At 62.0% G+C, this 19,801-nt stretch carries 14 protein-coding genes; 3 read left to right on the top strand and 11 right to left on the bottom strand.

The window, feature by feature from the left end:
- Positions 1 to 10: 10 nt before the first annotated feature.
- From GYH35_RS26760 to GYH35_RS26740, 5 genes are all read right to left on the bottom strand, one after another.
- Complete coding sequence (locus GYH35_RS26760) at positions 11 to 418, bottom strand: RidA family protein (protein ID WP_161830004.1); 408 nt, start codon at positions 416 to 418, stop codon at positions 11 to 13.
- 70 nt (positions 419 to 488) lie between these two features.
- Positions 489 to 968, bottom strand: a complete 480-nt coding sequence (locus GYH35_RS26755) for a VOC family protein (RefSeq protein ID WP_161830003.1) — start codon at positions 966 to 968, stop codon at positions 489 to 491.
- Between the two features lie 29 nt (positions 969 to 997).
- Positions 998 to 1,786 (bottom strand): cyclase family protein, encoded by a 789-nt coding sequence (locus GYH35_RS26750; RefSeq protein WP_161830002.1) that lies wholly within the window; start codon positions 1,784 to 1,786, stop codon positions 998 to 1,000.
- A gap of 14 nt (positions 1,787 to 1,800) precedes the next feature.
- On the bottom strand, positions 1,801 to 2,721 hold the full coding sequence (locus tag GYH35_RS26745) for a dihydrodipicolinate synthase family protein (RefSeq protein WP_161830001.1): 921 nt from the start codon (positions 2,719 to 2,721) through the stop codon (positions 1,801 to 1,803).
- 88 nt (positions 2,722 to 2,809) lie between these two features.
- Positions 2,810 to 4,123: an amidohydrolase family protein gene (locus GYH35_RS26740; RefSeq protein WP_202624744.1), complete on the bottom strand. Its 1,314-nt coding sequence runs from the start codon at positions 4,121 to 4,123 to the stop codon at positions 2,810 to 2,812.
- Between the two features lie 177 nt (positions 4,124 to 4,300).
- Here GYH35_RS26740 and GYH35_RS26735 point away from each other — a divergent pair, with 177 nt between their 5' ends.
- Positions 4,301 to 5,656, top strand: coding sequence for a sodium-dependent transporter (locus GYH35_RS26735; RefSeq protein WP_161830000.1), 1,356 nt, complete (start codon positions 4,301 to 4,303; stop codon positions 5,654 to 5,656).
- Positions 5,657 to 5,681: 25 nt separating this feature from the next.
- On the opposite strand, the gene GYH35_RS26730 is transcribed toward GYH35_RS26735, so the two are convergent.
- Positions 5,682 to 6,431 carry a helix-turn-helix transcriptional regulator gene (locus GYH35_RS26730; RefSeq protein WP_161829999.1) on the bottom strand — a complete coding sequence of 250 codons (750 nt, stop codon included), beginning with the start codon at positions 6,429 to 6,431 and terminating at the stop codon, positions 5,682 to 5,684.
- 220 nt (positions 6,432 to 6,651) lie between these two features.
- Between GYH35_RS26730 and GYH35_RS26725 the strand changes: the two genes are divergently transcribed.
- Both GYH35_RS26725 and GYH35_RS26720 read left to right on the top strand, forming a co-directional pair.
- Complete coding sequence (locus GYH35_RS26725; protein ID WP_161829998.1) at positions 6,652 to 7,449, top strand: NIPSNAP family protein; 798 nt, start codon at positions 6,652 to 6,654, stop codon at positions 7,447 to 7,449.
- Positions 7,450 to 7,508: 59 nt separating this feature from the next.
- The gene (locus GYH35_RS26720) at positions 7,509 to 8,147 is read left to right on the top strand and encodes a hypothetical protein (protein ID WP_161829997.1); all 639 of its coding nucleotides are present in this window, start codon (positions 7,509 to 7,511) and stop codon (positions 8,145 to 8,147) included.
- A gap of 109 nt (positions 8,148 to 8,256) precedes the next feature.
- Here GYH35_RS26720 and GYH35_RS26715 read toward each other — a convergent pair whose 3' ends face one another.
- The 5 genes from GYH35_RS26715 to GYH35_RS26695 form a co-directional block, all read right to left on the bottom strand.
- Positions 8,257 to 10,491 carry a TonB-dependent receptor gene (locus GYH35_RS26715; protein ID WP_161829996.1) on the bottom strand — a complete coding sequence of 745 codons (2,235 nt, stop codon included), beginning with the start codon at positions 10,489 to 10,491 and terminating at the stop codon, positions 8,257 to 8,259.
- 176 nt (positions 10,492 to 10,667) lie between these two features.
- A complete protein-coding gene (nagE, locus tag GYH35_RS26710) occupies positions 10,668 to 12,407 on the bottom strand; it encodes an N-acetylglucosamine-specific PTS transporter subunit IIBC (protein WP_161829995.1) in 1,740 nt (579 codons plus the stop codon).
- A 25-nt stretch (positions 12,408 to 12,432) separates the two neighbouring features.
- Positions 12,433 to 14,979 carry a phosphoenolpyruvate--protein phosphotransferase gene (gene ptsP, locus GYH35_RS26705; RefSeq protein ID WP_161829994.1) on the bottom strand — a complete coding sequence of 849 codons (2,547 nt, stop codon included), beginning with the start codon at positions 14,977 to 14,979 and terminating at the stop codon, positions 12,433 to 12,435.
- Positions 14,976 to 17,108: a family 20 glycosylhydrolase gene (locus tag GYH35_RS26700; RefSeq protein ID WP_202624742.1), complete on the bottom strand. Its 2,133-nt coding sequence runs from the start codon at positions 17,106 to 17,108 to the stop codon at positions 14,976 to 14,978. The genes ptsP and GYH35_RS26700 overlap by 4 nt, the downstream gene beginning before the upstream one ends.
- 97 nt (positions 17,109 to 17,205) lie before the next feature.
- Positions 17,206 to 19,800: a TonB-dependent receptor gene (locus GYH35_RS26695; RefSeq protein ID WP_161829993.1), complete on the bottom strand. Its 2,595-nt coding sequence runs from the start codon at positions 19,798 to 19,800 to the stop codon at positions 17,206 to 17,208.
- Position 19,801: the final 1 nt, after the last annotated feature.

The raw sequence follows: 19,801 nt of genomic DNA, 5'->3' as shown, positions 1-19,801 counted from the left end.
GACCCTGACTTCATTCCGGGGCCGCGGCGATCGCTTCGATTTCGACCAGGAAATCAGGGAGCGCGAGCGCGGCCACACCGATGAATGTATTCGGCGGCGGCGTGGCGCCACCGAAAAACGCACCGACTTCGCCGAGCACCGGGCCGAGCTTGTCCGGCGTGTGATTCACAACGTAGGTGCGGATTCGAACGATGTCCGCGGGGCTGCAGCCCGCAGCCTTCAACACGGCCTTGAGATTCGCCAGCGCCTGTCGCGTTTGCGCAGCAAGGTCCGAGCCGCCGACTACATTGCCCTCCGCATCCCAGGCAACTTGCCCCGCGAGATGCAGCGTTTTGCCGCCCTTCTGCAGGGTGGCATGCGAGAACCCGTAGCGCACGCTGTCGTAGAGCTCGGGCGGATTGATGCGTTCGACGCTCATGATGTGGTCCTGTTTCGTCAATAGTGGTCCGGACAAATAGCTGAGACTCGCCAGCCGTAGGCGGCGAACTTCAATCTACGAGTTCGAATTGGTGGCCCCACGGGTCGGCGACGTAGATGTTCTTCTTGCCGGCCAGCGGACCGGCGTCCATCGCTATGGTCTCGAGCACCTTGCAGCCCTTCTGCGCCAACCACGACGCCGCGGCGTCAACGTCTTCAACTAGCAAGGCGACATGATGCCCGCCGAGATCGCAATTGCGCGGCATCACCTGGTTGCGATCGCTCGGCTTGTCGTATTGGACCAGCTGCACTTTCAAGTTCGGCGCGAGCTGCAGCATCGCCAGCGTGAGCTTCGCGCCTTGCACACCGACGTGCGTCTCCATCCAGTCCTTGCCATCCGGCCCAGCTGGAATATCCGCCGCGTCGATGGGCCCGATCTGAAACAGCACGCTGGCGCCGAACGCATCCGTGTAAAAAGCGATGGCCGCTTGAATGTCGGGCACCGTGCGAGACACATGATCGACGGCGAGAAAGCGAGGTCGGGCGGCCATGAGCGGACTCCAACGACGGATGTTTGTTTCTACCCCGGGATGAGCGCGAGCACTCGCAGAGGGCTGCCCGATCCGTTGACTATCTTCAACGGCGGCGCGATCACGATGGCGCCGGTCGGCGGCAGCTGATCCAGATTCATCAAGCTCGCCAGGCCGAAACGATTCGCCCCGTGCATCATTGTGTGACACGGAAACATGGGATTGAACGTGGCCGCCTGGCCCGCATCGGTGCCGACGGTCTCGACACCCACGCCGAGAATGTCACGTTGTTGGGTGAGGAACGGCAGCGTGTCGGGATGAAAGCCCGGCGTATGCGGCCCGTCTTCCTTGATGTTCAAAAACTTCTCGGCGCCCGCGCGCTTCGACCAATCGGTGCGAATCAACAGCCAGGCGCTCTTTGGAATGCGGCCGTGCTTCGCTTCCCACGCTTCGATCACATCGGTCGTGACGAGATAGTCGACATTCTCGCGCACCCGATCGCTCACATCGATCACGCACGCGGGACCGATGAGCTTCTGCACTGGAATGTTGTGAGTGGCGTTGTCCGGATAATCCTTGCCGGTGACCCAGTGGATCGGCGCGTCGAAATGCGTGCCGGTGTGCTCGCCGCAGGCAATGTTGTTCCAATACCAGGCCGGACCGCGATCGTCGTAACGGGAGATCTCTTCCAGCGAAAACGGCTTGGAGGGAGCGAACTGCGGCGGCAGTTGAATCGTCGGAGTGGCCGGTTCCAGTGGCACGGTCAGATCGATGACCTTGATGCCTCCATCGAGAATGCCCGCAGCCAGAGCGGCGAGCACCGCGGAACGATCGGCCATGGCTTACTCCTTGCTTATGCGCTGACCTTGCCCAGCTGAACCAGTGTCTGTCTCACAACTCGCACGCCTTCGGGCTCGAGCGGCAGTAGCGGGCGCCGCGGGTATCCGCCCGGCAACCCGAGCTCGTTCAACGCCGCCTTGAAGATGGCCTGCGCCGAGCCGAAGCGCCCCGTGTAATCGGTGTTGAACCACGCACGCATCAGCACTTCGTTTCTATCGCCGAGCCGGCGTGCGCGCGGGATGTCGTTATCCCAAATCGCGTTGAAGTAATCGGGCAGCTCGCGACCGAGCACCGCGCCCGCGCCCATCGTGCCGTCGGCGCCCTGTTGCACGAGCAGGATGCCCAGATCGTTCATCGGCACACCGAACACGCGGACTTTGTCTTTGAGCGCGAAAAACACATCGACGAAGTGCCGCAGATCGGCGGTCGAGTTCTTGATCGCGACCACGTTCGACAGCTCGGCAATCTGTTGCAACAGATCCAGCGACATATCGACGTTGGTGCCGGGCGGCCAGTTGTATACGCAGATTGGCAACGACACCTGATCGTTGACTTCACGATAGAACGCGAGAATCTCACGATCGGTCGGCACCATGTACGGTGGCGGCGTTACCAGAATGCCGCTGAAACCATGATCCGCGGCCAGCTTCGCGTGGGCCGCAACTTCCTGCGAGGTGTAGCCGCTGCAGCCAGCGATGAGAGGAATTTTGCCGCTCAACTTGCGACCGACGGCCTGCATCAGTTGCTTGCGCTCGGCCTGGTTGATCGTGAACCACTCGCCCTGCGTGCCGCCGATGATGATGCCGTGCATGCCTTCCTGATGCAGCCAGCCCAACAGCCGGTCCAGGGCGTCGAGATCGAGCGCTCCGTCGCCGGTGAACGGCGTCGTGATCGCCGGAATGTATCCCCGCCACTGGACCGAATGCCTGTCCATACTCAAGACCTTCTAAGCTTCGACGCCTGACACGCTAAGAAGAATGCCAGGCCTGTTCAATAGTCCCACGCGCGCCATTACGTTGCGTTCACGGCAACGGCTGGTCGTGACGCACCACCTGGCCGCCCTTCATCACGAAGTTGAGGGTCCGCAATGCGGCGATGTCCTGCGCGGGATTCGCATTCACAGCGATGATGTCCGCGTAATGACCGGGCTTCAGCGAGCCCACTTCTTTATCCATCTCGAGCATGGTCGCCGGCTTGAGCGTCGCCGCCTGCAGCGCCTGCAGCGGTGTCATGCCGGCGGTTACATAAAGCTCCGCCTCGCGCACCGTCGCGGTCGTGCCTGCGTTGGGCTCGAAGGGAAATTGATCCGTGCCCAGCGCAATGTTCACGCCGAGTTTCACCGCGGTTTGCAGCATCTTGAGATGATCGACGCGCGTGCTTTTCACTCGCTCCAGATACCAGGGCGGCGAGCCGATCTTGCGGAAGAACTCCATCGCGCCTTCGTCAGTGACGACCGCAGTGGGCACGAGCCACGCGCCCCTCGCCTTCATCGTGCGCAGCTGTTTCTCTGTCAGGTGATACGCGTGCTCGAAGCAGTCGATGCCGAGCTCGAGCGCCTCGTCCGCCGCCACCGGCGAGCCATTGTGAGCTGTGACCTTCGCGCCGTTTCGATGAGCGACTTCGATGACGGTCTTCATCTCATCGTGCGTCATGGTCGACGCGGCGATGCTGCCGTGAGAATCGGAGATGCCGCCGGAGATCGCGACTTTGATCCACGTCGCGCCGTTCTTGATCTGCGTGCGCACCGCCTTGGACAGCTCGGCGACGCCGTCGGCTTCGAGGAAGCCATGTCCGCCTGTGGTCGCGATGATCTCGCCGGCAGATTGAATACGAGGGCCGAGCGCGGTGCCGTTGTCGATGGCCGCTTTCAGCGCGAAATCACTGCCATGCTCTTCGCCGACCAGACGGACCGTCGTGACGCCTGCATACAATGACTGTCGCGCGTTCTCCGCCATGCGCAGCACGAGTTGCATCTCCGTCTCGTTCTCGAGCGCCGCACCCGCCGGTCCGGGCAACTTCAAGCCGAAGTGGGTGTGCATGTTCAACAAACCGGGCACGAGCCATTTGCCGTCCATGCGGATCTTGTGCACATCGGCCGGCAAATTCACAGTGGACGCGGGGCCAACGGTCTTGATGCGATCGCCTTCGATGAGCACGACCGCATTGGGAATCACCGAGCCGTCTTCGACATTGACGACGGACGCACCCACGATGGCAATCGCTCCCGCCGGCGGCGCCGCCTGCGTGAAAACCGCAGTGGGCACGGCCAGTGACACGCCAGGTACGAGCGACGCCTTCAGCAACAGCACAGCCATCAGCGTCGAGCGCCACATCATCGTTGTCTCCATGGATCGTTGTGACCGTATCATCGAAGCCGCCGCCACCGCAGGTCAATCTGCGCACCGGCCGAAGTTTGTTGCATTGAGCGCAACGACGCGACGGCGCCCCCTGCATTGAACCCACCCGACGCCGGCTGCAAGCTCGAAATCGCCTGACAAAACCCGCGGGTGAACATGGGCGCGCGACACTGGTCCTCGAATCTGCTGTTCCTGATCATCGCCATCGGCACCGAGGCGGGCATCGCCAACGTCTGGAAGTTCAGCTATCTGGCGGGGGCGAACGGCGGCGGATTGTTCGTGGCGCTGTATTTTCTGGCGTTGTTCCTGATCGCGATCCCGGCGCTCATGGCCGAGATGCTGATCGGCCGTCACGGCGGCAAGAGCGTCGTCGGCACCATGCATGTGCTGGTCACACGAGATGGCATCGCACCGTTCTGGAAATCCTTCGGCGCGCTGGCGACCGCAAGTGTGATTCTGATCCTGAGCTACTACTTCGTGATCTGCGGCTGGATGCTCGACTACTTCGTCTTCGGACTGCGCGGCGGCTTCAAGGATATCGATTCCCCAGGCGCTGCGTCGGCGTTTGAGCAGATGCTGTCCAGTCCGACGCGGATGCTGCTGTTCTCGGGGATCATCATTGCGACGACGGCTGTCGTGATCGCGCGCGGGATCAACAAGGGTATCGAGCGCGTCTCGGGAGTGCTCACACCGTTACGCTTCGTCATCCTGTTTCTGCTCCTTGTTTATTCGGCGGTCTTCGCCGACTTCGGGCAGGCTGCGCGCTTTTTATTCAGCGTTGACTGGAGCAAGCTGACCGCCGGCGTGGTCGTGACAGCGTTCGGTCAGGCGTTCTTCTCGCTGGGCATCGGCGTGGGCGTCATGATGATGATGGGCGCGTACATGAAGCGAGAATATTCCATCACTCGCGCTGTGTTCACTGTCGCCGTGGCACAGGGCCTTGTGGCGCTGATCGCGGGCATGTCGATCTTTCCGCTGGTGTTCACGTATGGGCTGGAGCCGACGCAAGGGCCGGGGCTGATCTTCGTTACGCTGCCCGTGGCATTTGGGCAGATGCCGTATGGGCAGATCTTCGGAACGCTGCTGTTCCTGCTACTGTCGTTCGCGGCACTCACTGCGACGATTGTGATTCAAGAGCCGATCGTTGCGGCGCTCGAGGAATACACGAGCTGGTCGCGCCCTGCGCTGGCGTATTCCACTGGGCTCGTCATCTGGCTGATGGGATTCGTCACCGTGCTGTCGTTCAATCATTGGAGCGACGTGCATCCGCTTCGGTGGCTGGGAATTGAATCGACGCGTACACCGTTCGAGCTGCTCGACTACCTCACGTCGAATCTGATGATGCCGCTCGGAGGGTTGATGGTCGCGCTGATCGCGGGGTGGGCTTTGTCCCGGAGTGCCGTGCGAGATGAGCTTGGATTGGGCGATGGTGTTTGCTTCAAGCTGTGGTACGCCGCGACGAGGTATTTGGTGCCGGTGGCGATACTCGTGATCTTTTACTCGGTGGTTTGAGAAAAAAGCCCTTCCCCCCACCGATCTAACGGCAGCCCACGCAAGATGCATACCGGCCTGGAGAGACCCCGAAGGCATTTGCGAACACCCGTGTGAAATGGCTCTGGTCATGAAAGCCGCAGGCCAAGGCTATCTCGAGGAGCGATAGCCGCCGCTGTTTCAGTAATGTCGCAGCGTACTCAACGCGGAGCTGTCGGATGTATTCGCCGATCGTAGCGCCGTAAGCACGTCGAAACGCTTTGGCGAGGTGCGACGGATGCACGCCAGCGATGCCGGCAAGATCCGACAGGCTGATCGTTTGTGTGAACCTGGAATGAAGGTACTCGCGAACACGGCCGAGCCACAGCGGTTCGCCGCCATTGCGCATCAGTGTGCCTCGCGTTATCGAGACGATGAGCTCGTACACGTGCGCCTCGATGGCGAGGAGCGAAACACTATCAGGGTTGCGAGATTCGAAATCGAGCCGCCGAGCGAGCACGGCGAAGCGTGGCGATTCCAGGTGACTCGGTGTGTCCAGGACGCGGGTCTCGCATCGAATTTCGTCCAGCGCGTGCGGGAGAAATTCGATGATCAGCGTGCGCGAGGGTGCGCACGCTGGGTACCTGTTGGCGTGCGGCTCGCCGCCGGGGCGGATCAATAGCGACCTGTTGCTCACCTGCCGCCACTTTGTGCCAAAGGTCTCTTCGAACGGCCCTTCCACGCAAAAGGCCAAATTAGTCAGATCGTGCATGTGTCGCGGTACGGCCAGCCCGGCCGGGCGCCAGGTCGTGGTCACGCGCAACGCACGGTGCATCACCTCGTGATCGGCGGGGAAGCGTGTCAACGGTAGGGACGTCGTGGTCATCGTCGCAAAGCCCGCGTCATGCCGCGCGTAGCTCGCAGAATAGTCAGACTGCCACTGCGGTACAAGGAGGCAAGGTCGATGCAAGACGCGCGGCTGCGCTTGAATCAAACTCCGCTGGAGAAACAGCAAGCGCGAGCGGAGGCGGATCCAGATGAACAGCCGGATGGTTCCCAGTCTCGTTGTGTTGCTGATTTATGGATTCGGACCACCGGCTGCCGCTCAGTCGTCCCCGGAATGGCCAATCATCGAGCTGCGCCAATACACGCTCCGCCCGGCAGCGCGCGATGTCCTGATCGACCTGTTCGAAGCGAAGTTCGTGGAGAGCCAGGAAGATGTCGGCATGAAGATCGTCGGAACCTTCCGCGACCTCGATCGACCCGACCGCTTCGTGTGGCTTCGGGCGTTCAATGATATGCCCTCGCGGGCTGAAGCACTGAACAGCTTCTATTCCGGTCCGGTGTGGAAGGCGCACGGTAAAGCTGCAGCAGCAACCATGATCGACTCCTCCAATGTTCTGCTGCTTCGTGTAACACGTCCGCAATCCGGTTTAGCCCTCACCGGAACACGGCCGCCGCAGGGCGCGACCACTGAACCTCGTGCTCTGATCGTCGTGAATATCTACTCATTCGAACGAGCGGTCGATTCCGCGTTCGTGGAGCTCTTCGAACGTGCTGCCGTCCCAGAGCTCAACGCAGCTGGCATTCCAGTTTTAGCAACCTACGCCACCGAGACCGCTGCGAACAATTACCCGCCGCTGCCAATTCGAGCCGATTGTGTGTTCGTCTGGTTCACGCGGTTTGCAGACCGGGCCGACTACGACAGCCGCATGACTGCGCTGCGCAGCTCTGCGCGTTGGAACAACGTGGCCGCGAGACTGCGGAGCACGTTGAAGTCGGCACCTGACGTTCTGCTGCTACAACCTACGCCTCGCTCGCTTCTCGGTGGTTGACTGCGCTGTTCGTGAGCACGGACCACACACATTACACGCGCCCTCAAGAGGTTTCGTCCATGGCACGACTGTCTTTGCGGATCATCCTGGCAAGTTCACTACTGCTGCTGACCGGTTCGGCCGTCGCTCAATCCGCTTTGAACGATATCCCCGAGGTGCCGACAGAACAGCGGGAAGCGGAGATGGCGCTCTCGGCCGCGCCGGAGCACCTGCGCGAGGGTGCCGGTGTGTATGTGCTCACGCCCTCGGGATACAAGCAGACGCGCCGAAGCACGAACAAATTCACATGCATCGTGAACCGCGATCATCCCAAAGCGCTGAAGCCGACCTGCTTCGACGAAGAAGGAACCGCAACGATCCTGCCGAAGATCCTGCGAGTGGGCGAACTGATGATGCAGGGCAAGTCCCTCTCCGAAATCGCCGCGGACCTGCGGGCCGGTTTTGCGAACGGCAGGTTCGTGTCGCCTCGACGTCCTGGCGTCGCGTACATGCTTTCTGGTGACATTCGCAATGTGAATCCGGCAACCGACGCCGTTTCCTCCTTCCCCCCGCATGTGATGTTCTATGCACCAAATCTGACGAACGAAGACATCGGAGCGAATGGCACGTCGGGACTGCCATTCATTGCGTATCAAGGGCCTCACGGCTACATGATCATGCCCGTCCAGTCGAATCCCAGCTCTCACGATGCCAGGTAAGTTCTTTCTTCGTGCCAAGCGAATACAGCGAATCGGGCAGGATCATTAAAAAAGGCCGGCAGCCCAACGAAGGACCACCGGCCTCAGGCCTCGGGAGTGCTGGATCGAACTACTGAAACTTGTACGTCAGACTCACCCCAAACACCCGTGTCGACGGCTCCAACTGCACGCCGCCATAGAACGCCTTCTCGTACGTATTCGAGAAGTAATCCTCATCGAACACATTCTCCGCATACGCCACCACTCTCAGCCTCTCACCTTCCACTCCCACGCGAAGATTCGTCACGTCATAGCTCGGCGCGATGAACGGCCATACGTGATAGCGATAAACATAGGGATTCGAGAGCGTCTCGGCCCGATAATTCCACTCTGCTCTCGCGAAAGCGTCGAACGTCGAAGAGATCGGCATCGTGTACTGCCCCTGCATGCCCGCGGTCCACTTCGGCGCATCGACGAGCGGCTTACCTGATAAATCCAACACCTGGCCGTCGATCAACGCCGCGGGGTAATCCTCGTAGTTCGCCCGCAAGTAACCCAGCTGCGCACTCAGCTTGAACCGCTCCGTCACCGCCGCGTCCGCGCTCAACTCCGCGCCGTAGCTTCTCGCCTTCGCCGCGTTCGCAATGCCGCTCACCGCGCGGATGGCGCCGTTGTCGAGGTATTGGAAGCGGATGACCTGTTGCACGTCCTTCCAATCCATATAGAACAAGGTGCCATCCAGTCGCAGCCGGCGATCCAGCAGGTCGAGCTTCAGGCCGGCCTCGTAGTTCCACAGGATTTCCGGTTTGAACTCATTGCTCAGATTGATGTTGTTACTGCTCTGAGTGCCACCCGACTTGAACCCTCGCGACGCCGTTGCGTACACCAGCACGTTCGCCGCCGGCTCCCAGCCGACCGTGAACCTCGGCGAGAAGTCGTCGAAGTCGACGGTGCGATCGTTGATGCCCGTGACCACCAGGTTGGAGCGTGTCACCGCATACGTATCGATTTCCTCATACGAGTAGCGGCCGCCCAGCACCATGTGCCAATGATCCGCGAACCGCCACGTCGCCTGACCGAACACCGCCCAGTACTTCGACGACGCGACCGAGTCATCGCCGGTCGTTTCGGTCCCTTCCGGCATGCGCTGCGGGCTCTCGCGACCGTGATACGTGGATTGATCCATCGTGCCCTCGTCCTTGCCGATCGACGCGCCGATGCTCCACTCCAGCGTCTTCGTTCCCAGCGACTGCAGTCGCAGCTCGCCGCTGGTCGACTCGCGATTCAACAGCAGATCTTCGTAATAGAAGTCGTGACTGCCGCCGTCCACGTCGCCGTAGTTGAATAGATCCGATTCGATCCTGCCCGCCACCGCCGTGAGCGCCATGGTGTCGAACTCGTACACGGCTCGCGTGCTGTAGTACTTGTATTCGCTACCCACGCTCTGCGGGCGATTGAAATTCACGCGGTCATCGTTCTCCGGATAGAAGCCGACACCATCCGGGTCGGTGATGTTGCCCGGTTGATTTCCGTAGTACACGGCTCGCCACGTCGCCGTGATGAAGCCAGTCGGCACGCCCACTCGCATGCCGGTTTCTTCATCGCTGTAGCTATACGAGAAGTCCCAGGTCAGACGATCGTTGGGCGTCAGGCGCGCCTGCACGCGGCCGGTTTTATAGTCGTAGTCGTTGCCGCCGCCGACCGGATTGATGTTCTCGATCCAACCGTCCGATTCCTCGATCTGTCCTGAGGCGCGAATGGCAAAAACGCCGTCGACAACCGGAATGTTGACGACGCCGTGGCCGCTGCGAGTGTCGTAACTGCTGTAGTCCAGGCCGATCTCGCCATACCATTCGTTGTCGGGCTTCTTGGTGATGACGTTGATCGCACCGCCCACGGCGTTACGGCCGAAATACGTGCCCTGCGGGCCGCGCAATACCTCGATTCGTTCCAGATCGACGATCTGCGGATTGCTGGTGCCGGCGACGACATTGAATTCATCGATGTAGAACGCATAGGTCGCCGGCCGCACGTTCGCGTAAGGATTGAGCTGGTTGCTGATGCCTCGCATGCTCAAGTCCTTGCGATCGCGGGAGCCGTTGCTGCGGAAGCTCACGTTCGGCGTCAGCGCGAAGTAATCCTCGATGCCATTGACGTTCTGATCGCGCAACGTTTGCTCACCCACGGCGGTGATGGCGATCGGCACATCCTGAATGGACTCGGAGCGGCGCTGCGCCGTCACCACCACTTCATCGATGGTCGGCTCCTGGGGATCGGTGGCAGCGTCCGCCTGCACGCCGGCGAGCAAACAAAGCGCCGGTGTGAGACGTCGTAGCGACGGCCGGAACCGAAGTGGCAGTTGCATGATGTACCCCATACATTCTTGTGGTGAGCTCAGCAGCGTTGCCTTGACCATAGAATGCTCTTCGCACATGCGGGTACAAGCACATGCGCGCGCGATGTTTGTTGCGCCCGACGCAACGTCCGGGCGCGATAGGAGCCGGTGGGAAGGAATGGCGCGACAGCGCCATTCCGGTGCGATCAAACTCGCAGACGCCCTAGTTCGGCGAGCACGCCGGGCGCAGCCGGACCGATGAGGATGTGAATACTGTTAGCCATCGGGCGTGCAATACCTCGCACGCCTGCGAGCTTGGCAACATCAGCTGAAACGGCCGCATCATCGCGAACCGTGAAGCAAATGCGGCTGGCAGCCGCTCGCATGTCGCGAATGTTCTCGATACCGCCGAGCGATTGCAGCAATTGCTTGGCGGAGAGGCTGCTCGTTGCAATCGGCGCAGCGACATGGGATGCGGGCGGTGTGTCCGCAACGCTTGCAGGCAGCCTGAGTCCAGCACGAATCGACGAAGCCAGCTGATCCGCGATGGGACCCACCACGACTTGTAATGTTTGCTGTGACGGCCGCACGAAACCTCGGGCGCCGAGCGCTTTGAGCGCCGCTTCATTCACCGCCTTTTGATCGGCGATCGACAATCGCAGTCGGGTCGTGCACGCATCGACAGCAACCAGATTGCTTGCGCCGCCGAGCCCGCGAATCCAACCCTGAACGGCGTCGTCCTGCGTGCCGGCGTCGCTGCTCGCGCTCGCCGTGTCTTCGACCTCACGCCCCGGTGTCGCGAGATTGAAACGAGCGATGAAGAATCGGAACAGGCCGTAGTACAACGCGAAGTACACCAGACCGATCGGCAGCAGCCATAGCGGCTGCGTGGCCTTGCTGTAGTTCAACACGTAGTCGAACAAGCCGGCCGAGAAGCCAAAGCCCAGCCGCACGTTCAACAGATCCATGACGACCATCGCGACGCCGGTCAACACGGCGTGAATGCCGTACAACACCGGCGCCAGGAACATGAAGGAAAACTCGATCGGCTCGGTCACGCCCGTGAGAAACGACGTCAGGGCCATCGAGAAGAACATGCCGCCCACGGCGGCGCGACGCTGCGGAAGCGCCGCTCGATACATGGCCAGGCACGCTGCCGGCAAACCAAACATCATCACGGGGAAGTGGCCCGACATGAAGGCGCCCGCGGTCGGATCGCCGGCGAAGAAACGTTTCAGGTCGCCGGTCACGCCCTGGTAGTCGCCGAGCAGGAACCAGGCAACGTTGTTCAGAATGTGATGCAGCCCGGTGACGATGAGCACGCGGTTCAACACACCGTAGGCGAACACTCCGATGGAATCGGACGCCAGGATCGCTTCGCTCGTCGCATCCATGCCGCGCTCGAGGATGGGCCAGCCGAAACCGAACGCCAACGCGAGGACGATGCCGGCGGTGCCGCTTGCAATCGGCACGAAGCGCCGGCCGCCGAAGAACGCCAGATAGGCCGGCAGACGAATGTCGCTGTAACGGTTGTACAGGTAGCCTGCGACCAGACCGTTGATCAAGCCGGCGGGCACACTGAGCTTGGCAAGCTCACGTTCGCGAAACGCCGCGATTGCGAAGTCGCGCGCTTGACCGGCCAACTGCGCCGTTACTTCCGGCGGCACGGAAATCAGCACTTCAGCGCCCTTCGTTGTCACCAAATAGCCGACCACGCTCGCCAGGCCCGCCGCGCCGTGATTCTCGCGCGCAAGACCGACTGCCACGCCCATCGCGAACAGCAGGCCGAGATTGGAAAAGATGGCGTCGCCGGCAGCAGCAATCGCGGGAATGTCGAGCAGATCCTGCTGCCCCAGGCGCAGCAGCAGCGCCGCCACCGGCAGCACGGCGATCGGCAGCATCAGCGCGCGGCCGATGGACTGCAAGCCGGTAATTATGTTTTTCATCACCTCACCCCCTGCGGAAGCTCTGCTATTCCGCCGCCAGCAAGCCTCGCGCAGGCGTCATTGCTTCATTGGCCAATGCTCGCACTGCTTCTGCCGTATCCATCGCCAGCGCGCGCTCGGCCAGCGAGCGACAGGCGTCGACGGTCACAGTGCGAATCAGACTTTTCAATTGCGGCACCAGTGTGGGCACGACCGAGAGCTCACGCACACCGAGGCCGATGAGGATCGGCACGGCCGCCGGTTCGGACGCCAGGCCGCCACACACCGCGACCAGCTTGTCGTGTTCGTTGGCCGCGTCGACGGTCATCGCGATCAGGTTCAAGACCGCCGGATGCAAGCCGTCGATGCGATGTGCCAGCTCGGCGTGGCCTCGATCCATCGCAAGCGTGTACTGCGTGAGATCGTTCGTGCCGATGCTCAGGAAATCCACTTCACGCGCGATCCGGTCGGCGATCACAGCGGATGCGGGCGTCTCGATCATTGCGCCTACTTCCACCGGCGAGCCGATGCCCAACTCACGGCGCACTTCATCGAGCATCCGACGGACCGCGCGAATCTCGGCCGGATCCGTGATCATCGGCAAAAGCACACGACACTGCTCGACGGGCTGCACCCTGAGGATGGCTCGCAGCTGGACTCTCAGCAGATCCGGACGCCACAAACTCGTACGCACGCCGCGGAGGCCGAGTGCCGGATTCTCTTCGGCGGGCAATGGCAAGTACGGAATGGGCTTGTCGCCACCGATGTCCAATGTGCGAATGACGAGTGGCCGGTTCTCGAGCGCGCGTGCGATGCCTTGGTACTGCTGGAGCTGTTCGTCTTCGCTCGGAGGCGCATCGCGCTCGAGGAAGAGGAACTCGGTGCGGAGCAAACCGCAGCCTTCTGCGCCGTGCGCGACTGCCACTTGTGCCTCGGCGATGGAGCCGAGATTCGCGAACACTTCGATGCGCTCACCGTCGGCTGTGCGACACTCCACATGCGCTGCCGCCCGCTCGCTTTGCTGACGCTGCTTTCGCTGCGTCAATGTTTGTTCGGCGGCGGCGAGTGCGACTTGATCCGGAGAAATCGTTAGCGCGCCCTGCTCGGCGTCGAGTACGAGCCAGGCGCCGTCTTCAATACTTAGCACGGACTGGCCGAGCGCGACGAGCGCGGGCACGCCCATCGCAGCTGCGAGGATCGCAACGTGCGAGGTTGGGCCGCCTGCCGCAAGACAGATGCCGGCGAGTCTGGTGGCGTCGAGCGAAACGAGTTGCGATGGTTTGAGATCGTCGGCGACGAGGATGGCGCGGTCGGGGAGTTGAGGAATCGCGGCCGGCGCTTCGCCGCTGAGGGCGAGCAGGACTTGAGATTCCAGATCGATCAGGTCGTCGACTCGTTCGGACATGCGCGGGTCGCCGAGTGCACGCAGTGTGTCTGCGCTGTCTCGTACAGCGCGACGCCATGCGAAGGCGGCGCTCTTGCCACGAGAGATCGCGCGCCGAGCCGAGGCGACGAGCTCCCAGTCGTCGATGAATTCGAGATGGGCAGTGATGACTTCCTTCGCCGCGCCCTGCGAGTGCTGAGCGAGTTGGTTGAGCCTGGTCCGTACTTCCTCGCGCGCGCGCTCGAACTCGGCGCTTTCGTGAGCGATGCCCCGGCCGGCTTCGACGACGGCGATCTCGGCGGCCTTGAGAGTGACCGCACGACCGACCGCGAGACCGCGACTGGCGATCACACCGCGCAGCCGGTTGGAGCTGGCAGGCGGCGACGCTGCGACTGAGACAGCGTTCTGCGCCAAAGCCTTCGCCTCTCCGACATGCGGCGCTTCCTTGATGTTAAGGACCAGCTGCTTGAGCTGCTCGAGCACAGTGGCCGCGCCAGCGCCGCGAGCGATCAGCGTCATCTCATCGCCGTGCTTCACGCCCAGCGCCATCAACGACACCGCGCTTCTCGCATTAGCGCTGCGACCATGCGCTGAAACTGTAATCTCACCCGCCTGGGTCTTCGCGAAGTTCGCAATCAACGCCGCCGGCCGCGCATGAATCCCGTGCTCTAACGGCACGACGAAGCTCAACGCCTGCTCCTGCTCCGCGCCGCTCGAAGCCGCCGCAGCGTTTGTTCCCGTCGCGACCACATCGAACAGCGCATCGCCAACCTCAACCGCCACCCCGACGCACGCGTTGGCCATCGCGAACCGATCGCCATTAGTAATCAGCATCGGCGTAATCAAGCTCTTCGCGCCGCGAGCGAGCACATCGAGGTCTAACTTCAATAGCGGCTGGCCGCGACTGACTCGCGCACCCGGTTGAACCAAAGTCTCGAATCCGTTGCCGCCGAGCGCAACGGTATCGATGCCAACGTGCAGCAGAATCTCCGCGCCGTTCTCCGCTCTCAACGCAACCGCATGCTTGGACGCAGCCACAGACACAATCTCCCCGTCACAAGGCGCGTGCAGCGTATCGCCCGTGGGATCGATAGCCACGCCGTCACCGAGGAAACGTTGCGCGAACACCTCATCGGGCGTTTCATCCAGCGACGCGCACCAGCCGCGCAGCGGCGAGTGGAGCTTCAGCAGATTTGCAGAACTGCTCATTCCGTCCCCGCCACCGAAGTGGTTTTCAATTCGATGGAATCGATGACCCAGATCGGGTCGATGCTCTTCCGGGTGAACGTGAGACACAGATCGTGCCTGCCCTCACGCGGCGTGATGTTCGCCGCCGGCAAAGTCGTCACGGCGAAATTCCCGACCGCGGGCGCCAGCGGCAGCACCGCAATGCGCTCGCCGTTGCAATCGTCGAGACGCACTTCCAGCTCGCCGGCGGGCGTCGCCGGTTTGTGCAAAGGAATCTCCTTTACCGCAGCGCCGATCTGGAAATTGAAGGGCACCTGGCCCACAGAGGCCACCAACGCGTTGACCTTGGAAAGGTCCGCGCCTTTGAACAGCCAGCAAGGATTCATGATGTCGACTTTGAAGACGGCGCGAGTGCCCGTGATCGGCGCATCGTCTTCCAACGACAGCGCAATCTTGTCCGTGCACAGCGCCATCTCGTGACTGATGCGCCGGAGCGGGTCCACAGGCCTCGGCAGGGGCGCTTCGGCAAAACGGACATCGAGCAATTTGTAACGCTCCAGCTGCGCCGGCATCCGTTCGGAGAACCCGACCCAATCCTTGGCCGGCGACCAACCGACCTCGGCGAGCGCGGCCGCACGCGGGAAGGCCATGAACTCGACTCGATCCGGTGTACGGATATGTTCCACCCAGATGTTCGCCTGCACGCCGAGGATATGCTTGCGCTGCTCTTCGCTGATCGCCGCCGGCGCGGGATCGAACGCATACACGTTCTCCAGCGTCGAGATCTCGACACGCCCCGGCGAGCTCGGCGTCTCGAAAGGCCGTCGATCGAAGTAAAGCGTCGGCTGCGGCGACAACACCGTGTCGTGCCCGGCCGCTGCAGCCGCAACAGCTCCATCGATGCCACGCCATGACATCACCGTGGCATTCGGCGCCAGACCGCCTTCGAGAATTTCATCCCAGCCGATCATGCGCCGGCCTTGGCCAGTCAGGAACTTTTCCATGCGCCGGATGAAAAGACTCTGCATCTCATGCTCATCCTTCGCACCCAACTCACGCATGCGAGCCTGCACACGACGCGAAGCCTGCCACTGATCCTTGACCGCCTCGTCGCCGCCGACGTGGATGTATTGTCCCGGGAATAGCGTGACGACTTCTGCCAGCACGTCTTCGAGGAACTGGAAAGTCGACTCCTCGACATTGAACAGATTGGGATACACGCCCCAATCGGCCGGCACATCGGCGGAGGGCCGGTCGATCACCGCCAGCTTTGGATAAGCAGCGATGGCGGCGCTGGCGTGACCGGGCATGTCGATCTCGGGAACGATGGTGATGTTGCGAGACTTCGCGTAAGCGACGAGCTCTCTCACCTCCTCCTGCGAATAGAAACCGCCGTACAGGCGCGGCTTGCCGGTGGCCGGATCGATATCGGCAGCAGCCGCGGGACCCGCTGGCACGCGCCACGCACCCACCTCCGTGAGGCGCGGATATTTCTTGATCTCCAGACGCCACGCCTGGTCGTCGGTGAGATGCCAATGCAGCACATTCAATTTATGCAGCGCCATCACATCGATGAACTTGCGGATGAACTCGGGCGGTTGATAGTGACGCGCCGAGTCCAGCATCAATCCACGCCAGCCGAAACGCGGCGAGTCTTCGATGGTGACGGCAGGAACGATGAACCCGTCCTTCTGCTTCGACAGCAACTGCCAGAGGGTCACTGCACCGTAGAAAAGGCCGCGAGAGTCGCCGGCGGAGATGACGATTCGTGAGGGGGAAGACAACAGCGAATAGCCTTCAGGGCCGGCCGCGCTCTCGCTGGCCGTGAGCTCGAAACGAATCACATTGGAATTGGGAGCATTGCCGTTGGCGCCCAGGCCAATGCCGTAAGTCTTTTGTAACAAGTCGGTGAGATAACCGCCGAGGCGCGCGCCGTCGACGCCGTCGCCGAACTCGAGCCGTGTGTCGCCACCGAGCACGAACACACCGGCCCCGGCTTCGACCTTGCGAGGCGCGGGAACGATGGAAATCTTCTCTGCTACCGCCGGGCTCGAAGGCTGCGGCGCTTTGTCGCCACAGGCCGCCAGCACGAGAGCGGCCAACACCCCCATGACAGTGGGGTTCGCAACGGTCATCCGTCTTTGCTTCATGCGTGAGTACTCGCCGGCTTCAGACGAGGCGTCTGCCGTGGATACGAGCTTGGATCAGGGCCGCGGATGTTTCAATCCGCGGCCCATGATCGGTGGGTTACAGGGAGAAGCGCACTCCGGCGAAGTACCGGCGGCCGTTCTTGTACAGATTCAGCAACCGGCTCTCCTCGCCCGCGTACTCGTAGTGCGTCTCGTCCAGCATGTTGAGTATCTGAGCCGTCAGCTCGATATTCTCGGTCAGGCGCCAGCCGAACGCAGCGTCCAGCTGCGCATACTCGTCGGTGGTCACCGCCACACCATTGCGGCCGATCTCACGGAAGTACTTCGAACGCCAGCCGTAGGTCAGGCGGGCGTTGATGGTGCCGTTGTCGTAGTACGGCGTGAGATTGATGGTGTGTTTCGAGCTGAACGGAATCTGCAAGCCTTCATCCGTGCTGCCATCGGCGTAGGTGTAGTTGGCCTGCAGACCGAAGTCGCCCCACAGGCTGGTCTGGAAGGTCAGCTCCGACCCCTGGATTTCGCCGCCCGCGCCGTTGCGCGGACGAGTGACATCGAAGGTCTCGGTCAGGCCGGAGTTGGTGTCGAACTGCTGCTCGGGCGAGGACTGGCCGACGATGAAGGAACGCACGTCCTTATAGAACAGCGTCACCGCCAGCAGGCCCTCATTGCCCAGATACCACTCGGCCGACAAGTCGAAGTTGCTGGCGCGGTAGGGATCGAGATTGGGATTGCCGCCGCGGCCGGAATTGGTGGTGTTGTCCAATTCCAGGAACGAAGCCAGATCGGCGAAGTTGGCGCGAGCCATGGTGCGTGACGCCGACAAGCGCACCACCACGTCATCCGCTACGTCCATCGCGAAGTTGAAGCTCGGCAGCCAGTCGTTGTAATCCCTCGAGAAAGAATTGGGCACGAACACGCCGCCCCCGACTCCCGTGAAACCCGAGCTGGACTGGTCGGTCATCACGTAGCGCAAACCGAGATTGCCGCGGAAGCCCGCGCCGGTGAAGTTGAATTGCGTGTAGGCGCTGGTGATCTCTTCTTCCACGTTGAACATGGCATTGGGGAACGGCGTGAATACGCCGACGCCCAGCGGCGTGACGGGGGTCGTGAACGGATTCACCAGAGGCGCGCCCGCTACGAAATTCTCCAAGGCGCCGCGGTCCACGGTCATCCAGCGCTCCAGGCCGGAGTTCGCGTCGGCGCCGTCCAGCATGTTTCCGGGCGTCAGGCCGCCCGCAAAGTCATCCAGCCCCTGTCCGGCAAGCGCGCTGCCGGCGATGTTTCCAAGGCGCGAGTCCTGATCCGTCTTGTGCTCGCGATATTTCACGCCCACCAGCAACTGATTGATCGGGCCCCAGCCCAGGTCGCGCGTGAAATCGGCCTGCACATACTGCTCTTCGTCATGCGTCGGCTGCTGACGCGACTGGCCGAAGCCGATGCCGGGCATGGAAGCGGGGTTGGCGGGGTCGTTGGCGAAAGTGACCGACGCGCGCTCCTTGCCAATGTCGTAGGAGAAGCCGCCCAAGCCTTCGTACTCGAGGAAGTATTGCTGCTGAGTGCCGCCGTCGGCTTCGGTCGTGCCGATGGTGCCGCTCGCGCTCCAGCCATCGCCGCGCCAGTCAGCCTTCAGATCGACTGCATACGTTTCCACTTCCGAGCGCCGGGAGATCGCGTCGAGCAGCGTCAGGCCGTTGGAGAAATCGGCGCTGGTGATCAAGCCGTCGCGGACGGTGGCGCGGGTGACGTTCGGCGCCGACAGGTTATGGCCGAAGAAGGCATAGCGGCTCTGGTTGTAGTTGTCGTATTCCGCCTTGACGTACAGGCCGTTGAGATTCAGCTCGAAGCTGTCGCTCGGCTTCAATTGCAGGCCGATCGTGCCGCTGGTGCGCGTGCGATCCTGCTTGAACAGCGCCGAGTTGATCGCGTTCGGGAACACGGCCGAGCCATCCGGCACGACGCTGGTCGGCATCTTGGCGCCGCTCGCCGTCGGATAGCTGAAAGTCTCGATGCCGTGACGCTCCAGTTCCTCTTCGGACCGCAGCGCCGTGACGATCACGCCGAAGGTATCGGCATCGTTCTTCCAGCTGTAGAGCGCGGAGTAGTTCGGCTTGCCCTCTTTGGCGCGGTCGTTGTACGCATAGTCGAGCGAGGTGCGCAGCGTGCTCTCCGGCAGATCGAGCGGCCGATGCGTGTTGAGAATCACGGTGCCGCCGATGCTGCCTTCGTCGATGCGCGCTTCCGGGCTCTTGTAAACTTCGAGGCTGGAAACGATCTCGGGCGCGAGCAGCGTGTAGTTGAACGTGCGGCCCGGCGAATCGAGAATGAACCAGTCGGCGGAAGCCACCGTCTGCCCGTTGAGCAGGGTGCGGTTCAATGCCGGATCCGTGCCGCGGATGCTGACGCGTTCGCCCTGACCGAACTGGCGATCGATGTTGACGCCAGGCACGTGCGACAACGATTCGGCCGCGTTCTTGTCGGGGAACTTGCCCATGTCTTCGGAGGAGATCACGTCGACGATGGCGCTCGCCTCGCGCTTGGTCTCCACCGATTCGCGCAAGCTGCCGCGAATACCGGTAACAACAACCTCCTCGACCTCGTTGCGATCGGTCGTCTGCGTCTGCGCGACCGCGGCCTGCTGGAACAACGCCAGCGTGACGGCGGCACCGATCAGAGATGTGCTTCTCTTGCTCATC

It is taken from the genome of Steroidobacter agaridevorans (assembly GCF_009932555.1).
In the GTDB taxonomy this organism is placed as follows: Bacteria; Pseudomonadota; Gammaproteobacteria; order Steroidobacterales; family Steroidobacteraceae; genus Steroidobacter; species Steroidobacter agaridevorans.
Note: the sequence above shows the minus strand (reverse complement) of the source record. Positions and strands in the feature narration are given on the sequence as shown.